Annotated in this window: 17 protein-coding genes and 2 tRNA genes; 14 read left to right on the top strand and 5 right to left on the bottom strand. The window is 30.9% G+C overall.

The window, feature by feature from the left end; genetic code table 11:
• The first annotated feature begins 1 nt into the window (after nucleotide 1).
• From H0I28_RS10420 to H0I28_RS10410, 3 genes are all read left to right on the top strand, one after another.
• Complete coding sequence (locus H0I28_RS10420; protein WP_218759063.1) at nucleotides 2-916, top strand: DUF58 domain-containing protein; 915 nt, start codon at nucleotides 2-4, stop codon at nucleotides 914-916.
• A 65-nt stretch (nucleotides 917-981) separates the two neighbouring features.
• Nucleotides 982-1,055: transfer RNA gene (locus tag H0I28_RS10415), tRNA-Asp, on the top strand.
• Nucleotides 1,056-1,208: 153 nt separating this feature from the next.
• Nucleotides 1,209-1,282 (top strand) — tRNA-Asp (locus H0I28_RS10410).
• A gap of 206 nt (nucleotides 1,283-1,488) precedes the next feature.
• On the opposite strand, the gene H0I28_RS10405 is transcribed toward H0I28_RS10410, so the two are convergent.
• A complete protein-coding gene (locus H0I28_RS10405) occupies nucleotides 1,489-2,175 on the bottom strand; it encodes a Crp/Fnr family transcriptional regulator (protein ID WP_218731396.1) in 687 nt (228 codons plus the stop codon).
• Between the two features lie 104 nt (nucleotides 2,176-2,279).
• Here H0I28_RS10405 and H0I28_RS10400 point away from each other — a divergent pair, with 104 nt between their 5' ends.
• From H0I28_RS10400 to H0I28_RS10355, 11 genes are all read left to right on the top strand, one after another.
• Entirely contained in the window at nucleotides 2,280-4,655 is a 2,376-nt protein-coding gene (locus tag H0I28_RS10400) for a heavy metal translocating P-type ATPase metal-binding domain-containing protein (RefSeq protein ID WP_218759062.1), read from the top strand.
• A 2-nt stretch (nucleotides 4,656-4,657) separates the two neighbouring features.
• Nucleotides 4,658-5,356, top strand: coding sequence for a purine-nucleoside phosphorylase (gene deoD / locus H0I28_RS10395; protein ID WP_218759061.1), 699 nt, complete (start codon nucleotides 4,658-4,660; stop codon nucleotides 5,354-5,356).
• A 56-nt stretch (nucleotides 5,357-5,412) separates the two neighbouring features.
• A complete protein-coding gene (hemN, locus tag H0I28_RS10390) occupies nucleotides 5,413-6,780 on the top strand; it encodes an oxygen-independent coproporphyrinogen III oxidase (RefSeq protein ID WP_218759060.1) in 1,368 nt (455 codons plus the stop codon).
• Nucleotides 6,781-6,872: 92 nt separating this feature from the next.
• The gene (gene ccoS / locus H0I28_RS10385; protein ID WP_105047790.1) at nucleotides 6,873-7,046 is read left to right on the top strand and encodes a cbb3-type cytochrome oxidase assembly protein CcoS; all 174 of its coding nucleotides are present in this window, start codon (nucleotides 6,873-6,875) and stop codon (nucleotides 7,044-7,046) included.
• A 10-nt stretch (nucleotides 7,047-7,056) separates the two neighbouring features.
• On the top strand, nucleotides 7,057-9,252 hold the full coding sequence (ccoN, locus tag H0I28_RS10380) for a cytochrome-c oxidase, cbb3-type subunit I (RefSeq protein WP_218731392.1): 2,196 nt from the start codon (nucleotides 7,057-7,059) through the stop codon (nucleotides 9,250-9,252).
• Nucleotides 9,253-9,256: 4 nt separating this feature from the next.
• Nucleotides 9,257-9,424, top strand: a complete 168-nt coding sequence (locus H0I28_RS17595; RefSeq protein WP_082864248.1) for a cytochrome C oxidase subunit IV — start codon at nucleotides 9,257-9,259, stop codon at nucleotides 9,422-9,424.
• 12 nt (nucleotides 9,425-9,436) lie between these two features.
• Nucleotides 9,437-10,354 (top strand): cbb3-type cytochrome c oxidase N-terminal domain-containing protein, encoded by a 918-nt coding sequence (locus H0I28_RS10375; protein WP_218731391.1) that lies wholly within the window; start codon nucleotides 9,437-9,439, stop codon nucleotides 10,352-10,354.
• A gap of 28 nt (nucleotides 10,355-10,382) precedes the next feature.
• Nucleotides 10,383-11,804: a cytochrome c oxidase accessory protein CcoG gene (ccoG, locus tag H0I28_RS10370; RefSeq protein ID WP_218731390.1), complete on the top strand. Its 1,422-nt coding sequence runs from the start codon at nucleotides 10,383-10,385 to the stop codon at nucleotides 11,802-11,804.
• Between the two features lie 8 nt (nucleotides 11,805-11,812).
• Nucleotides 11,813-12,259: a FixH family protein gene (locus H0I28_RS10365; protein ID WP_218731389.1), complete on the top strand. Its 447-nt coding sequence runs from the start codon at nucleotides 11,813-11,815 to the stop codon at nucleotides 12,257-12,259.
• Complete coding sequence (locus H0I28_RS10360) at nucleotides 12,259-12,957, top strand: sulfite exporter TauE/SafE family protein (protein ID WP_218759059.1); 699 nt, start codon at nucleotides 12,259-12,261, stop codon at nucleotides 12,955-12,957. Before H0I28_RS10365 ends, H0I28_RS10360 begins: the two co-directional genes overlap by 1 nt.
• 156 nt (nucleotides 12,958-13,113) lie before the next feature.
• A complete protein-coding gene (locus H0I28_RS10355) occupies nucleotides 13,114-14,097 on the top strand; it encodes a type IX secretion system membrane protein PorP/SprF (protein ID WP_218731387.1) in 984 nt (327 codons plus the stop codon).
• Here the strand turns inward: H0I28_RS10355 and murI are convergent.
• From murI to bamA, 4 genes are all read right to left on the bottom strand, one after another.
• The gene (gene murI / locus H0I28_RS10350; RefSeq protein WP_218759058.1) at nucleotides 14,094-14,891 is read right to left on the bottom strand and encodes a glutamate racemase; all 798 of its coding nucleotides are present in this window, start codon (nucleotides 14,889-14,891) and stop codon (nucleotides 14,094-14,096) included. The two genes, H0I28_RS10355 and murI, sit on opposite strands and share 4 nt — an antisense overlap.
• 67 nt (nucleotides 14,892-14,958) lie before the next feature.
• On the bottom strand, nucleotides 14,959-15,465 hold the full coding sequence (locus H0I28_RS10345; RefSeq protein ID WP_165732252.1) for an OmpH family outer membrane protein: 507 nt from the start codon (nucleotides 15,463-15,465) through the stop codon (nucleotides 14,959-14,961).
• A 19-nt stretch (nucleotides 15,466-15,484) separates the two neighbouring features.
• Nucleotides 15,485-16,264: an OmpH family outer membrane protein gene (locus tag H0I28_RS10340; RefSeq protein WP_218754417.1), complete on the bottom strand. Its 780-nt coding sequence runs from the start codon at nucleotides 16,262-16,264 to the stop codon at nucleotides 15,485-15,487.
• Between the two features lie 64 nt (nucleotides 16,265-16,328).
• On the bottom strand, nucleotides 16,329-18,860 hold the full coding sequence (bamA, locus tag H0I28_RS10335; protein ID WP_218731384.1) for an outer membrane protein assembly factor BamA: 2,532 nt from the start codon (nucleotides 18,858-18,860) through the stop codon (nucleotides 16,329-16,331).
• Between the last annotated feature and the right edge of the window lie 3 nt (nucleotides 18,861-18,863).

Genomic DNA, 18,863 nt, shown 5'->3' with positions numbered 1-18,863 from the left:
TATGGATTTATCTGAAGTTAAATCAGACATTAAAAACCTAGACTTACTTGCTAAACAAGTAGTAGAAGGTTTTATTACTGGGATTCATAAAAGTCCGTTTCACGGGTTTTCGGTAGAGTTTTCTGAGCACAAATTATACAATAAAGGAGAAAGTACACGTCATATAGATTGGAAGCTGTTTGCAAAGACAGAGAAGTTATATACTAAAAAGTATGAAGAAGAAACCAATTTAAGGTGCCATATTATAATAGATAATTCTGCTTCTATGCATTATCCTATTGTAAAAAAGCAAACGGTAGACAATTTAAACAAAGTTGGGTTTTCTGCAGTTGCCTCGGCTTCTTTAATGGAGATTTTAAAAAGACAAAGAGATGCAGTTGGTTTAAGTATTTATGGCGATAGTTATGAATATTATGCTCCAGAAAAGGGGAGTGAGCGGCACAGAAAGATGTTACTGCATCAATTAGAGCAATTATTAGTTTCAGAATCTAAGTCTTCTACAGAAACCTATAAGTATTTGCATGAAATTGCAGAGAAAATACACAGGCGTTCATTAATTTTTGTTTTTACAGACATGTTTCAACCAAATAAAGATAATGAAACACTTTTTGAAGCTTTAAAACATCTTAAATTTAATAAACATGAGGTTGTTTTATTTCATACTTATGATGGAGAAACAGAATTTAACTTCAATTTTGACAATAATCCTAAAAAGTTTGTAGATGTTGAAACTGGAGAAGAAATTAATATATACGCAGAAAATATTAGAGAAAAGTACACTGCATTAGTTGGTGATTATTTTAAAGAATTGAAAAATAAATGTTTACAATATAAAATTGATTACATCCCTGTAGATATACGTAAAGGATACAATGAAGTTTTAACGGCATATTTAATTAGTAGAAAAAAAATATAAACTTTTTTTATTTTATGCTTGTGTATCTAGAAATACATTGTATATTTGCAACCGCTTAAAGCAACGGTCTGGTAGTTCAGCTGGTTAGAATACCTGCCTGTCACGCAGGGGGTCGCGGGTTCGAGTCCCGTCCAGACCGCGAAAAGCACTTCATTTATGAGGTGCTTTTTTTGTGTTTAAATTTTAGTTGAAAAGCATCAAAATTATATAAAATGAAATTATTTTTAAATTATTTCATTTTTTTGTTGTGTATGTAAAAATACATTGTATATTTGCAACCGCTTAAAGCAACGGTCTGGTAGTTCAGCTGGTTAGAATACCTGCCTGTCACGCAGGGGGTCGCGGGTTCGAGTCCCGTCCAGACCGCGAAAAGCACTTCATTTATGAAGTGCTTTTTTTGTGTTTATAAGTTTCTTTAGCGCTATAGTTTTTTTGCAGTGTTTTTAATGGTAGTTGTGGTATCGTTAATCTAAGGCTCAATTTTTTTTATTTCATCAGCTTGCTGTAAAAAAAGAAAAAAGGCGCATTGTTGAATGCACCTTTTTAAAATATGATTATAAAATATTTTTGTTTTAGAATCCTTGAGCAATTTTGTCTAATTCAATGCTATTTAATATTGAGATATCCTTTCCTTTAAACTCAATAATATTCTTCTTTTTTAACTCAGAAAGTAAGCGAATTGCAGACTCTGTTGCTGTTCCTATAATGTTAGCAATATCTTCTCTAGAAAGGTGGATGTCTATTGTGCCTTCTCTGTTTGTGCCAAATTTTTTATGAAGCTTTAGAAGTGTTTCGGCTAAACGTTGTTTCACGGTCTTTTGAGCCATATCTACAATAACGTTATCAGCCTGTTTTAAAGTTTGTGCCATGTCTTTAAGCACATTCATGGTAAAGTTTGGGTTTTTAGATAGGTCCTTTAAAATTTCTTCTTTAGGGATAAAACAGACTTGCATATCATTTAAGGCAACTGCTTTAAGATTAGATGCTTCGTCAGATATTAAACTTCTTTCTCCTAATAAGTCACCTTTGGTAACTAAACTAATAATTTGATTTCTACCATTTTCACTCATTTTAGAAACCTTGCAAACACCATCCTTAATACAAAAAACACCTTTTAATCGCTCACCTTCCTCAAAGATAGCCTCACCTTTTTTTATAACTTTAGTTGTTTTACAGTTAGAGATCTTAACCAACTCTTCTTTAGTTAAGTGTTGTAGGGAATTAAATTGACGAATAATACATTGCTCGCATTTACTCATAATGACTAATGGTATTTGAGAGTCAAAGATATTAAAAATGTGATATATATCATGTTCTAAAGCATGATTCTTATCGTAAATTTGCAAAAGGCAAAAGAGTAAATATGAAATCTACACAATGTTATCACTGTGGTGATTCTTGTGATGATAATTTAATAAAGTTCGATGAAAAGAGTTTCTGTTGCAATGGTTGTAAAACTGTTTATGAAATTTTTTCTGAAAACGATTTAACTTGTTATTACAATTTTCAAGACAATCCAGGAGCAATCCCATCTGAAATTCAAGGAAAATATGATTTTCTAGATACGACAGAAATAGCGGAGAAATTATTAGATTTTAATGATGGTAATACACAGATTGCAACGCTGTATATACCACATATTCATTGTAGTTCTTGTATTTGGGTTTTAGAAAACTTACATAAATTAAATGATAAAATATCTTCGTCTCAAGTAGATTTTCCGAAGAAACAAGTAAGGGTTACTTTTAATTCTGATAAAACCACTTTAAAAGAAATTGTTCTTTTAATAAGCTCTATTGGTTATGAACCCTATATAAGTTTAGATGATTATGAAGGAGGCAAAAAAGCTGTAGACAGAAGTCTAATTTATAAATTAGGGATTGCAGGTTTTGCATTCGGAAACGTTATGTTTCTTTCTTTTCCTGAGTATTTTGAAGTAGATGGTTTTTGGATAGAGAAATATAAAACGCTCTTTAGGTGGTTAATGTTTGCCTTTTCTTTACCCGTTGTTTTTTATGCGGGACAAGGTTATTTTGTTTCTGCTTACAAAGGGTTGCGATCAAAAATTTTAAATATTGATGTTCCTATTGCGCTGGGTATTTTAGTGCTATTTATTAGGAGTACTGTAGAAATTATTTTCGATTTAGGAACGGGTTTTTTCGACAGTTTAACAGGGTTGGTTTTCTTTCTTTTATTAGGGAAGTTTTTTCAGCAGAAAACATACAATTTCTTGTCTTTTGAACGAGACTATAAATCTTATTTTCCTATTGCTGTTACCCGTATAACTTCTAAAGGCAAAGAAGAAAATGTGGCTATTTATGATATTGTAAAAGGAGATAGACTACTTATTAGAAACCAAGAATTAATTCCTACGGATGGTATTCTAATCAACGGAACTGCAGATATCGATTATAGTTTTGTTACCGGGGAAGCGGAACCAGTTTCTAAAAAATCTGGAGACAAATTATTTGCTGGTGGTAAGCAGCTTTCAGGAGTGATAGAGATGGAAGTTTTAGCTTCTGTTTCTCAAAGTTACTTAACGCAATTATGGAGTAATGATGTGTTTAATAAAGAAAATAAATCGCCTTTTAAAACCATTACAGATACGATTAGTAAGAATTTTACAATACTAGTTTTACTCGTTGCTTTTTTGTCCACTAGTTTTTGGCTGTTTTATGATGCCAGCAAAGCATTAAATGTGTTTACTGCAGTTTTAATTATAGCATGTCCTTGTGCAATTGCTTTAGCAGCACCATTTACTTTAGGGAATATGCTGCGTATTTTTGGTAAAGAAAAATTTTACTTAAAGAATGCAACGGTTGTAGAGCAACTGGCAGCTATAGATTCTATTATTTTTGATAAAACAGGTACGCTAACCACACATAAAGAGAATACGATTTCTTATGACGGAGTTCAATTAAGTAATTCAGAAAAAAGTGTTTTAAAAAGTTCTTTAAGAGCATCTAATCATCCGTTAAGTAGAACATTGTATAATAGTTTGGGAGAAGTAGAGGTACTTGCTATTTCTGATTTTAAAGAAATTGTAGGAAAAGGTATTGAAGTAAGTTGTAAAGATGTAAAATTAAAATTAGGCTCTTCTTCTTATGTAGAAAACAAAGATGATAAATCTGCTTTAGATACCTCTGTATATGTTAGTTTTAATGAGATTTACAAAGGGAAATTTACTTTTAAAAATTCTTACAGAGAAGGAGTAAAGCCGTTATTCGAATCCTTAAAAAAGGGATATGACTTAGCTGTTGTTTCTGGAGATAATGAAGGAGAGAGAGTTTATTTAGAAGAAAGTTTACCAAAAGGTACCAATTTGTTATTCAATCAAAAACCAGAAGATAAATTAGAAGTAGTTGCAGGTCTTCAGCTAAAACATCAAAAAGTAATGATGATTGGAGATGGTTTAAATGATGCCGGTGCTTTAGCAAAAAGTGATGTTGGTATTGCATTATCAGAAAATATTAATGTGTTTTCACCTGCTTGTGACGGAATTTTAGATGCATCAAAATTTAATAAAATTGGCACGTACATAAAAGCATCAAAAAAAGCGATTAAGGTTATAAAATACAGTTTTATACTGTCTCTATGTTATAATGTAATAGGATTGTATTTTGCTGTAACGGGGCAATTAATACCTGTAATGGCAGCAATTCTAATGCCTTTAAGTTCTATAAGTATTGTTGTTTTTACAACAATCTCTACCAATTTAATCGGAAATAAAATAAAATAATTATGAGTGTTCATATCGAAGCAAAAAACGGAGAAATAGCAGAAACAGTTTTGTTACCTGGAGATCCTATGAGAGCCAAATGGATTGCAGATACTTTTTTAAAAGATATTAAGCAATACAATGATGTGAGAGGTATGTTAGGTTTTACGGGGACTTATAATGGTAAAAAGGTATCTGTGCAAGGAACGGGGATGGGAATTCCATCAACCTTAATTTATTGTACAGAATTAATTACAGAATACGGTGTTAAAAATTTGATTAGAGTAGGTTCTGCAGGTTCTTATCAAAAAGATGTAAAAATAAGAGATATTGTTTTGGCAATGTCAGCTTCTACCAATTCGGGTTTAAATACCATTCGTTTTAACGGAGCAGATTATGCACCAACCGCAAGTTTTAAATTATTTCAGAAAGCAATAGGGGTTGCAAAAGAAAAAAATATAACTGTAAATGCTGGAGGGATTTTAAGTTCAGATGAATTTTATGCAGATGAATTTGATAGTTATAAAAAATGGGCAGATTATGGTGTTTTGTGTGTAGAAATGGAAACTGCTGGTTTATACACGGTAGCAGCAAAACACAATGTAAACGCATTGTCTATTTTAACAATATCTGATAGTTTGGTAACCAAAAAAAGAACCACTGCAGAAGAAAGAGAGAAAACGTTTAAAGAAATGATAGAAATTGCTTTAGAATTGGCTTAGTTAATTGTCAGCTAAAGTGTTTTTATGGAAGAATCAAATAAAATTGTATCGAGCATATGAAATCATTAGTACAAAAATATAACATTCCAGGGCCAAGATACACCAGTTATCCAACGGTGCCATATTGGAACAAGGCAGGAATAGACAAACAAGATTGGTTACAGTCTTTTCAAACATCTTTTAAAGAAAGTAATGCATCCGAAGGTATCAGTATTTATATTCATTTACCTTTTTGTGAGAGTTTATGTACGTTTTGTGCATGCCATAAACACATTACAAAACGTCATGAGGTAGAAGATGAGTATATAGATACTGTTTTAAAGGAATGGAAATTATATGTGGCTTTGGTAGATGAGGTTCCTGTTGTTAAAGAATTGCATTTAGGTGGCGGAACTCCAACTTTTTTCTCAAAAGAAAACCTAAAATATTTAATGGATGGTATTTTCGAAATTGCCAAAAAGCATCCAGAGGCAGAGTTTAGTTTTGAAGGGCATCCTAATAATACCACCAAAGAACAATTACAAACGTTGTTTGATGAGGGCTATACAAGAGTAAGTTTTGGTGTGCAGGATTATAATGAAAAAGTACAAAAAGCAATTCATAGAGTTCAGCCTTTTGAAGCGGTAGAACAAGTTACCAGGTGGTCTAGAGAAATTGGGTATACTTCTGTAAGTCATGATTTAATTTTCGGGTTACCACATCAAACTAAAGAAAACGTAATTTATAGTATTAATAAAACCAAAGAATTACAACCAGACAGAATTTCATTTTACAGTTATGCACATGTGCCTTGGGTAAAAGGTGTTGGGCAAAGAGGTTTTAATGAAGATGATTTACCAAAAGATGATGAAAAAAGAGCCTTGTATGAAATAGGAAAAGAACTTTTTGCAGAATTAGGCTATGTAGAAATTGGTATGGATCATTTTGCTTTAAAGACCGATAGTTTGTACAAGGCCACCATCAACAAAACATTGCATAGAAATTTTATGGGCTATACAGCCAATAAAACAAAGTTAATGATTGGTTTAGGAATGTCTGCAATTTCCGATTCTTGGTATGCATTTGCACAAAATGTAAAGACTGTAAAAGAATATCAGAAAATTGTAAATGCAGGAGAGATTCCTATTTTTAAAGGACATTTATTATCTGAAGAAGATATCGTTATTAGAAAACATATTTTAAATATTATGTGTCATTTTTCCACTTCGTGGGATGAAAAAACGATGAGAATCAATAAAATAGAAGAACATCTAGCATTATTAGAAGAAATGGAGCAAGATGGATTGGTTAAAATTGATGTAAAATCAAAATCATTATCAATACCCGAAGAAGCAAGACCTTATGTACGAAACATTTGTATGGCGTTTGATTTGCATCTTTTAAAAAATAAACCAAAAACACAGTTGTTTTCTATGACTATTTAACAAATAATTAAGATATTTGAGAAACATGATATTTGTCATGTTTTAAGAATCGGACCAATACTATTTTTGACAAATCAATTATCAGGCAAGATATGAGCGTAATATACCTACTACTAACTATTAGTATTCTAGTAGCAATCTTATTTTTTATCGCATTTATTTATTCAGTAAAAACTGGGCAATTTGACGATTCTTATACGCCATCTGTTCGTATGTTGTTTGATGATGAATTAGTAAAAGATAAAGAAAAATCAACTAAAGACTAAATATTAAATTATGGAAATGCAACAATTTTATTACGATAATAAGATCGTAAAGAAATTTATCTATGCTACATTATTCTGGGGAATAGTGGGGTTCTCTGTGGGGCTAATGCTCGCTTTTATGTTTTTATTCCCTTACTACACAGAAGGAATTTCTTGGTTAAGTTTTGGGCGTTTAAGACCATTACATACAAATGCTGTAATTTTTGCCTTTGTAGGTAACGCTATTTTTGCAGGAGTTTATTACTCGCTTCAAAGATTGTTAAAAGCAAGAATGGCAAGTAATTTTTTAAGTAATTTTAACTTCTGGGGTTGGCAAGCAATTATTGTTGCAGCAGCCATAACATTGCCTTTAGGTTATACTTCATCTAAAGAATATGCAGAGTTAGAGTGGCCAATAGATATTGCTATCGCATTGGTATGGGTTGCGTTTGGTGTAAACATGATCTGGACTATCTTACAAAGAAGACAACGTCATTTATATGTCGCTATTTGGTTTTATTTAGCAACATTTGTAACGGTTGCTGTATTACATATCTTTAATAGTTTGGCATTACCTGTTACCTTTTTAAAATCATATTCTGTGTATGCAGGAGTGCAAGATGCCTTAGTTCAATGGTGGTACGGTCATAATGCCGTAGCATTTTTCTTAACAACACCGTTTTTAGGATTGATGTATTACTTTGTGCCAAAAGCAGCAAACAGACCTGTATATTCTTATAGATTGTCTATTGTACACTTTTGGTCTTTAATATTTATTTATATCTGGGCAGGACCTCACCATTTATTATATACTTCATTACCAGAATGGGCTCAAAATTTAGGAGTTGCATTTTCTATAATGTTATTAGCACCTTCTTGGGGTGGTATGATAAACGGTTTGTTAACATTAAGAGGTGCTTGGGATAAAGTAAGAACAGATCCTGTTTTAAAGTTTATGGTTGTTGCAATTACCGGGTATGGTATGGCAACGTTTGAGGGGCCAATGTTATCTTTAAAAAATGTAAATGCTATTGCGCATTATAGTGATTGGATTATTGCTCACGTTCACGTTGGAGCATTAGCTTGGAACGGTTTCTTAACATTTGGTATGTTGTATTGGATGGTACCAAGAATGTTTAAAACAAAATTATATTCAGTTGCCTTAGCAAACGTACACTTTTGGATTGGTACTTTAGGAATCATATTGTATACGTTACCAATGTATGTAGCAGGTTTTGTACAAGCTTCTATGTGGAAACAATTTAACCCAGACGGATCTTTAACATACGGTAACTTCTTAGAAACTGTTAGTGAAATTATACCAATGTACTGGATGCGTGCAATTGGAGGAAGTATGTATATTATAGGAGCATTTGTAATGTTGTACAATGTTGTTTTAACAGTAAGATCTGGTAGCAAAGTAGAAGATGAGTTAGCAGAAGCAGCTGCTTTAACAGTAGTGCCTAAACACAGAACTAAAGGAGAAGGATGGCATACTTGGATAGAAAGAAAACCTATTAAATTAACAATTTTTGCAACGATTGCTATTTTAATTGGTGGAGCAGTTCAAATTATTCCTACCTTATTAGTAAAGTCTAATATTCCTACAATTAGTAGTGTAAAACCTTATACTCCATTAGAGTTAGAAGGACGAGATCTTTATATTAGAGAAGGATGTGTTGGTTGTCACTCTCAAATGATAAGACCTTTTAGAAGTGAGGTAGAGCGTTATGGTGAATACTCTAAAGGAGGCGAGTATGTGTATGATCATCCATTTTTATGGGGATCTAAACGTACTGGGCCAGATTTACATAGAATTGGGGCTAAATATTCAGATAGTTGGCACTTAAACCATATGTATGATCCACAAAGTACTTCTCCAGGTTCTATTATGCCGTCATACAAATGGTTAATTACAGATGAACTAGATAAATCTGATACGGAATCTAAAATGGAAGTGATGGTTACTTTAGGAGTTCCTTATTCTGAAGAAGAAATAGCAAATGCACAACAGCATATGTTAGCACAAGGAACAGAAATTGAGCAAAACTTATATGCAGATCCAGATTTTGCTAAAAATTACGAAGCGGATAAACAATACGCAGAAGAAAATGGTGAAGCTTTTATAGAAATGAAAAACAGAGAAATTGTTGCTTTAATAGCGTACATACAACGTTTGGGTACTGATATAAAAGTAAAAGACGAACAAAAAATAACTAAAAAATAAGACGATGTTAAAATTTGTAAAAGGTCACATGGAGAGTATTTTAGGGATAGAAATTTATCCTTTAATATCATTAATCATATTCTTTACTTTTTTTGTCGCATTGTTCTTGTGGGTATTTACAGCAAAAAAAGAATATATAAATAAGGTAAGTAATATACCGTTAGAGAACTAAAAAGAAAAAAAAATGAAAAAATATTTTCAATCTACAATCTATATAATCTTTGTAATTGTTACGTTTTTAGCGCTTGCAAAGTCGTTTATGGTGTACGAAAACCCATTTGATATTTATGAGAATCCTTTAGTTTGGATCGCTCTTATTGGTTTTGTTTTAGTTGTTGTACTAAAGGAAATGGTAAATGTAATTGCCATTGCTAAAGCAACAGAATTAAAAAATGAAAAATTAGGTATTGTTCCGGAAGAAAGTAATGCATGGATTAAAAAGCTATTAAAATCTTGGACAAGATCTAAAGATATTGATAGTGAACAAGAAATAATCTTAGAGCATAACTATGATGGAATTCAGGAATTAGACAATACGTTACCACCTTGGTGGGTGTATATGTTTTATGCTTCTATTGTTTTTGCAATTGTGTATTTAGTAAGGTTTGAAGTCTTAGATGGCGATAATCAAATTGTAGAATATGATAAAGCGGTTGCAGAAGCGAAAGCTGCTTTAAAAGAATATAAATCTACAGCACCAGCAACAGATTTTATAACTGCTGAAAATGTAACTTTATTAACAGATGCTAAAGATTTAGGTAGAGGTAAAGCTGTTTTTAAATTGAACTGTGCATCTTGTCATATTGCAGATGGTGGTGGAGCAATTGGACCAAACTTAACAGATGAATTCTGGATTTTAGGTGGTGGTATTAAAAATGTTTTTAGTACTATTTCTAATGGAGGTAGAGATGGTAAAGGGATGATAGCTTGGAATAAAACTTTAAAAGCAGATGATATTGCTAAAGTTGCTAGCTATGTAATTTCTTTACAAGGTACTACACCTGCAAACGCTAAAGCTCCTGAAGGAGATAAATGGGTTGCAGAAGGTGTAGAGGTAATTTCAACTGAAGAAGAAGCTCCTGTAGAAACAGAAGTAGAATAACTGATAATACAAGTTAATTAGTAGATTTATGGAAACTCCTAAAAACGAACAATTTAGAGATAGTATTGGTACAATTGATAAATCGGGTAATCGTTCTTGGGTTTTTCCTAAAAAGCCTAGTGGAAAATTTTATAAATACAGGTCTTACGTAAGTTACTTTTTATTAGCTTTTCTTTTAGCAGCTCCATTTATAAAGATTAATGGGAATCAGTTTTTACTATTTAATGTTATAGAACGTAAATTTAATATTTTTGGATTCCCTTTTTGGCCACAAGACTTTTACTTATTGGTAATTTCAATGATTGTGGGTGTTGTGTTTATCATTCTATTTACCGTTATTTTCGGTCGTATTTTCTGTGGATGGATTTGTCCGCAAACCATTTTTTTAGAGATGGTTTTTAGAAAAGTAGAATATTGGATTGATGGTGATAGAGGAAAACAAATACGCTTAGATAAACAACCTTGGAACGCAGAAAAAATTAGAAAAAGACTTTTAAAATGGTTTATTTTCTTTGTTATTTCTTTTCTTATTGCTAATGTATTTTTAGCATATTTAATTGGTGGAGATACATTAATAACATACATAACTGGCAGTCCTTTTGATAATACTAGTACGCTAATTTCATTAATTATTTTTACGTGTGTTTTCTATTTTATTTTTGCATGGTTTAGAGAGCAGGTTTGTATTATTGCTTGTCCGTATGGTAGGTTGCAAGGTGTTTTATTAGACAACAAAACCATTAACGTAGCGTATGATCATAAACGAGGTGAACGAGAGGCAGGAAGATCTAAATTTAAGAAAAACGAAGATAGAGAGGCTATAGGTAAAGGAGATTGTATAGATTGTAAACAATGTGTTGTTGTTTGCCCTACCGGGATAGATATTAGAAACGGTACACAATTAGAGTGTGTAAATTGTACTGCTTGTATTGATGAATGTGACCACATGATGGAAAGTGTTGGTTTACCAAAAGGATTAATACGATACGAAAGCGAAGAAAATATCGAGAAAAAGAAACCTTTTAAGCTGAATGCAAGAATTAAAGGTTATTCTGCTGTCTTATTTATTTTAGTAGGAGTTTTAATAGGAATGTTGTTTTTAAGAAATGATGTTGAAGCAACTATTTTAAGGTTACCAGGACAATTGTATCAGCATAAAGAAAATAACATTATTAGTAATGTGTATACTTTTAAGGTGATTAATAAAACAACCAAAGATATAAATGACGTCAGTTATAAATTAATGTCTCAAAAAGGAACTATAAAATTAGTAACCAATCAAGATTTTAATATTCCGAAGCAAGGTTTAGCAGAGGGAACTTTATTTATAGAAATAAACTCATCAGCATTAAAAAAAGATAAAATAAAGTTAGAAATAGGTGTTTATAGTGGCGACGAATTAATTGAAACTACCATAACCAACTTTTTAGGACCTAGAAGTTACAAATAAATAACATTATGAAATTTAATTGGGGAACAGGAATTACTATTGCAATAGTCGCTTTTATGAGTTTTATTTTATACATGGTTATTACTATGAGCACAGATAATTCTTATAGTTACGATTTAGTTACAGAAAATTATTACCAACAAGAAGTACATTTTCAAGGTGAAATTGATGCAGAGCAAAATGGAGCCAAGTATAAAGATAAAGTAACTATTCAAAGAACAGTAGAAGGTTTAAAAATAGAATTTCCTAAAGAGTTATCTCCAAATGAAATTACAGGAAAAGTGTTCCTATATAGACCGTCTAATAAACAATTAGATTTTGAAATACCTATTTCAATCTCTAATACATATTTGCTCGTGCCTGAGAAACGTTTATTAGATGGTCGTTGGAACATTAATTTGGCTTTCAAATATAAGGATAAAGAATACTTAATTAAAAGAGAAATACAGTATTAATGTTTTTATCGGCAATATTATTTGGGTTATTAGGTAGTTTTCACTGTGTTGGTATGTGCGGACCTATTGCCTTTATGCTGCCAATTGATAGACAAAATAAAACTAAAGGTTTTCTACAAATTTTAAGTTATCATTTTGGTCGATTATTTAGTTATAGTCTTATCGGTTTATTGTTTGGTTTTTTAGGGAAGGGATTTTATTTCTTCGGATTTCAACAGCAACTATCTATAATTGTTGGTATCAGTATGATTTTGATGGTGATTTTTCCTAGATTTTTTTCAAAAATAAATTTTTCTAAGGGCATCAATAAAGTTATTTTTAAAGTAAAGAATGCATTAGGCAAAGAGTTGAAGAAGAAGAGAAATGATACTTTTTTTACCATTGGTTTTTTAAATGGATTTTTACCTTGTGGTTTGGTTTATATGGCTGTTTTTGGAGCTTTAGCTACCACAAATGCTTTTTCAGGAAGTTTATATATGTTTTTATTTGGTTTGGGTACTATTCCTTTAATGACTTCTGTCGTTTATTTGGGCAACTTTACCAAAGGTACTCTTAGAAAAAAAATTCAAAAAGCAATACCCGTTGTGGTTGTATTTATTGGGGTTTTATTTGTTTTAAGAGGACTAGGTCTTGGAATTCCTTATGTTTCTCCGGCTCCTATTTTAGAAGTTATAAATGCGAATGAAATTTGTCATTAACGGTTTTTATTCTTTCTTTTTAAATTTTACTGTATTAATCATAATTTTAGCTTGTTAGCTGAAATATATACAACTAATTTTGTAAAATTTTTAACTTGAAAAGTGTTTTCTATAAGAAAAAGAATATATTTGATATCTTATAATACTTTTCCTTTAATGAAATTAAATTACGTAAAATATTCTTTACTGTGTGTTTTGTTTTTTTCTTTAAAAAATTATGCACAAGAAACATTACCGATTTATCAAGATTATTTATCTGACAATGTGTATTTGGTACATCCATCTGCTGCAGGTATTGGTAATTCTAGTAAATTACGTTTTACAGCAAGACAACAATGGTCTGGTATACCAGATGCACCTGCTTTACAAACTATAAGTTTCCATTCTAGATTTGGTGCTGAAACAAATGCAGCTTTTGGTGTTGTTTTGTTTAATGATAAAAACGGATATCACTCTCAAAAAGGAATTCAAGGTACGTATGCGTATCATTTACCTTTAAATGATAATGGTAATTATTTTGAGCAATTATCTTTCGGGTTATCTTTTACTTTTGTTCAAAATCAATCCGATCAAAGATCATTTGGTAATGATGATGTTGCTGCAATTATTCAGAGCTCTAGTTATTATAATTCAGATTTTAGTGCTGCTTACCATAGAGGTGGTTTTTCGTCTTATTTTACAGTGAAGAATTTATTATTAACAGCTAAAAATAATTTAAATGTTTTAGAACCTTTAAATTTAAGGAATTATGTTTTTTCTGCAGGATATTATTATGATGAAAATTACTATTTTCAATTAGAACCTTCTTTTATGCTTCAAGTGAAGGAAAATACAGGACAGAAAATTGCAGATTTTAATTTAAAAGGATATAAAACGCTTAATAACTATCAATTGTGGTTAGCATTGTCTTATAGAAGAAGTTTTGATGCCGATGCTGTAGAGAACTCTCAATTTGTTTCTCCAATAGTTGGTTTAAATTATAAAAACGTTATGTTTTCTTATACCTATACAAACCAAATAGGAGATGTAGTCTTAACAAAATCTGGTTTTCATCAATTAACTTTAGGTATTAATTTATGGACGCAAGATAAAACTTGGCGTAGTATGCCTAATATTAATAATTCATTTATCGGTTTCTAAAAATCTTTTTCAGTTACTGTTGTTGTGTGGTTTTTATCAGAGACTAAAATTTCTAATACATTTTTTTCTTTGTTGATAAAAAATTGATGTACACCTTTTTCTTTATTTGTATTTATTAGTAGATGTTTTTCTAAAATATTTTTGGTTTGTCTTGCTACAGCTTGACCAGAATCTATAATTTGAATTTTATTTCCAACCAATTTTCTTATTTGTGGAATTAAGTAAGGGTAGTGTGTGCAACCTAAAACTAGGCAATCTACGTTCTCTTCTATTAAAGGATTAACATAGGTTGATAATAATTCTGTCATCTCCTTAGAGTGCAGTTTACCATCTTCTATAAGCTCTACTAAGCCTGTTCCTATTATTTCTTTGCGTATAATTTTTTGGTTGATGGAATGGGATGTTTTTTCAAACAACTCACTATTTAAGGTTCCTTTTGTGGCAAGTATGCCAATGGTATTGGTTATTGTATGTAAAGCAGCTGTTTTAATAGCTGGCTCTATTCCTATAAATGGAATATCGTATTTTTCTCTTAAAACTTTTACGGCGTTTGTAGTTGCAGTGTTGCAGGCTACAATTATAATTTTACAATTTTGTTTTAGTAAAAACTCGGTGTTTTTAATGGATAAATCAATAATCTGTTGTTTACTTTTATCCCCATAAGGAGCGTTTTTACTATCTGATAAGTAAATAGTATTCTCTTGTGGTAAAAGTGCATTAATTTCTTTCCAAATAGAAGTACCGCCTACACCAGAGTCAAATATGCCAATAGGAAATTTATTGTGTTTTACCATGTTCTGTAAAAATAAAAAAACCTACTGAATTTCAGTAGGTTTTAATTTGTAATATTAAGTAGATTTATTAAAAACCTAATTTAGCTTTTACATCGTTAAATAAGTCTTCACCTTTTTTAACTAATAAACCTTTACCAACAGAAGCATCTAAAACATATACTACACCTTTAGAAGCAGCTACAGCATCGATAGCAGTTTGTGCTTTTTCTATGATTGGTTGTAAACCTTCATTTTGTTTTTTCTGCATATCTTGGTAAGCAAATCTTCTTGCTTGTTCAATTTTTGCAGCTTCTTGTTGTAATTCTTGAGCTCTTGTATCATTAGTTTCGTTGGTTTGTCCTTTAGACTCTGCAACATACTTTTGTCTAGTAGCTTCAATTTTCTTTTCCATTCCTGTAATCTCATCTTGGTACGTTTTACCAAGTTTCTCCATATCTAATTTTAGAGTCTTAGTTTGAGGCATTTCTGCAACTAATTTTTCAAAGTCTATATGACCTATTTTTTGTGCATTTGCAACACCTGCTAGTCCTAAAGTAAATACAGCGATTAATAGTAACGATTTTAAATTTTTCATTCTTGTTTTAATTTAATTATTATTCTTGTTCTTCTTTTTGTTCTTCTTTTTTCTTTCTTAAAGCTTCTTTCTTAGCTCTTAACAACTCTCTCTTTTCTTCTCGATCTTTTAAAAGCTTTTCTCTTTTTTCTGCGATTAGCTTCTTTTTTGCTTCAACATCTGCAATTTTCTTTGCTTGTGCTTGTTCTTTTTTGGCGATAGCTTCTTTTTGTCTATCTGTTAACTCGTTTTTAGGAGCTAGATTTCTTTCTTCCCTTTGTTTCCCTTTTTCAGCAATTAATCTACTACGATCTATAGTTGCTAAAACAAGGTCGCTAATATCGTATTTTTTATTTGAATATAGCATTACCAAGTCAGTAGATTTATCAAAAACAAAGTCATAATTTTTTCTTAAAGAAATACTTTGTATTGCATTGTAAACTTGATCTTGAATTGGCTTAACCAATTGTTTTCTTACAGAAAACATATCTCCATTTGGGCCAAAGTACAAAGATTCTAGTCTTCTTAATTCTACTTGTTTTAAACTAATTTCTTCTTCTTTTTCTTCAATTAAATCTTTTGTCAGAATTGCTTTTTCATTTGCTAAATCTGTTTTTAAGATTTCTATATGTCTAGCTTGTTCATCTAGTTTTTTTCTCCATTTAGCAACTTTAGCATCCAACGTGTTTTGCGCATCTAAATATTCTGGAACATTTTCTAGAATATACTCCATATCTATATAGGCAATTGATTGACCTCTTTGAGACCAAGAAAAAGTAACACTAAGTAAAAGAACGATTACTAAAAATATTTTTTTCATTTGTATTATGTATTTAGAAAAAACCGTGCCAAAAAAACTTTTCCCTTACAATGCTGAAGTTTTTTTAGAATTGTTTTCCAATTATAAAGTGTGTTTGCCAACCAGATTTTTCACTTTGACCAGGTAGTGGATCAAATCCATGTGCAAAATCAATTCCTAATAAACCAAATGCAGGCATAAAAATTCTTACCCCAACACCTGCTGAACGTTTTAGATCAAAGGGATTAAACTCATCAAAATCGTCATAAGAATTACCCGCTTCTAAGAACCCAAGTGTATAAATAGATGCAGAAGGAGCATCTGTAATTGAATAACGTAATTCTAATTGAAATTTATTATAAATGGTTCCACCATAGTTAGATGAAAGTCCACTGTTTTCATATCCTCTTAAACCTACTGTTTCTCTACCATCTAATTGGTAAGCAGCAATACCATCTCCACCAACAAAGTAACGCTCTACAGGTGTTGCTCCTAAATCACTATTATAAGAACCTAAGTAACCTGCCTCTGCATTGGTCATTAATACCAATTTGTCTGTAAATGCAGTATACCATTTTCCTTTAAAATTTAATTTATAGTACTCTAACCATTTGTATTTGTCTACAGCATCTAAACTGCTGTCATTATAATCTTTATTATTCAATAAAGAATAAGGAAATGTTGCTTTCGCTCCAACGGTAAACTCAGATCCGTATGTAGGAAATATTAAACTTGGTCCTGCAGAGTTTCTTGATAAAGAAATATTGTAAGAAAGGTTGTTTAATGTACCATTGTTTAAGTTTAAACCTGCCAAACCAAAGTTATAGTTGTTAGATTTTAATGCTTGGTAACTAATAGATTGTGATAATTGGAAAAAATCATCTGGCCATTTTAAACGTTGTCCTAGCCCTACAGAAGCTCCAATAATACCTAAACTTTTACTTTTATCTACATCATAAGTAGTAAAATCTAATTGATATTGATTAGAAGAATATACAGAAAAAGATAATGATTTTGGTTTTTTACCACCTAACCATGGTTCAGTAAAAGAAAAACTATATGTATTGTATGTTCTACTCGTTTGTAACCTTAATGATAGTGTTTGACCATCTCCCATTGGTAAAGGCTTATAAGCCTCTTTGTTAAAGATGTTTCTTATAGAAAAGTTGTTGAATGATAAACCTAAAGTTCCTATAAAAGAACCACCACCATAACCACCTTGTAATTCTATTTGACTCCCACCTTTTTCTACAACAGAAAAGTCTATATCTGCTGTTTTATTTTGATAATCTGGTATTACATCTGGTGAAACATTAGAATCAAAGAAACCTAATTGACCAATTTCTCTAATAGATCTAATAATAGCACTTCTACTAAATAAGTCTCCAGGTTTTACGCGTAGTTCTCTGAATAAAACATGGTCATTAGTTTTATCATTACCAGAAACAGTTACTTTTTTAATACGAGCTTTTTCATCTTCTCTAATTCTAATTTCTACTGTAATAGAATCATTTTTAACTTTAGTTTCTACAGCATTCACAGAAGAGAATAAAAAACCGTTATCTTGGTATAAAGTAGATATATCTTGAGATGTTGGGCTACCATCACCTTTAACACGCTCTTCTAAAACAGCACCATTATATACATCTCCTTTTTCAATCTTTAAATATAATTGAAGTTGTTCTGCTGTGTATTCTTTATTACCAACAAATAAAATTTCTGCAAATCTATATTGTCTTCCTTCTTCTAATTCTAAATCAATATCGATGGTGTTGTCATCATTCCAACTAATTTTATCACTAAGAATACGTGCATCTCTGTATCCTAATCTGCTATATTTATCTAAAATACTTTCTAAATCTTCCTGAAAGTCTTCTTCTATATATTTAGATCCTTTCCAAAAACGACCAAGAAGTTTTTCTTTGGTGTTTTTCATCGCTTTTTTAAGTTTCTTATCAGAAAGTGCTTTATTTCCTACAAAATTAATGTCTTTAATTTTAATTTTTTTGCCTTTATCAATAAAAATAGCCATGTTAACAATGTTAATATCAGATGTATCTTTTTTAACATCTAAATTAACTTTTGTTTTTAGGAAACCTTTATCTGTATATTTTTTTGTGAAGTAATTTTTAGTAGTAACAATAAGGTTATCAGTAACCATTGCTCCTTTTTTTAATTCAGCATCTTTTTTAAGTTCTTTTGCTTTCCCTTTTTTAATACCTGCAATTGTTATATTGTTTAATTGAGGTAATTCTAAGACATCAAATTGTAGGTAAACTGTACTACCATCTAATCTAGCTAGGTAAACATCTACGTTACTAAACTGCTTACTTTCGTATAGTTTTTTAATGGCACTTGTAAGTTTGTCTCCTGGTAATTTAATAGGTTGCCCATTTCTTAAGCCTGTAAAAACCCTAACGGTTTCTTCACTAAACTTTTTTAAACCGGTTACACTTATGCCTCCTAGGGTGTATTCTTTCCCTTTTTCAAAGGATGTATCTTTTATAGAGGTCGTGTCTATTTTTACTGTCGATAAACTATCTATTTCAGTTTGTGCCTTAGCACTAAAAGTAAAAAATAATGCTGTTAACATTATTGATGCAGAAAATAATTTCATAAA

Source organism: Polaribacter sp. AHE13PA (genome assembly GCF_019278505.1).
Lineage (GTDB): Bacteria > Bacteroidota > Bacteroidia > Flavobacteriales > Flavobacteriaceae > Polaribacter.
Note: the sequence above shows the minus strand (reverse complement) of the source record. Positions and strands in the feature narration are given on the sequence as shown.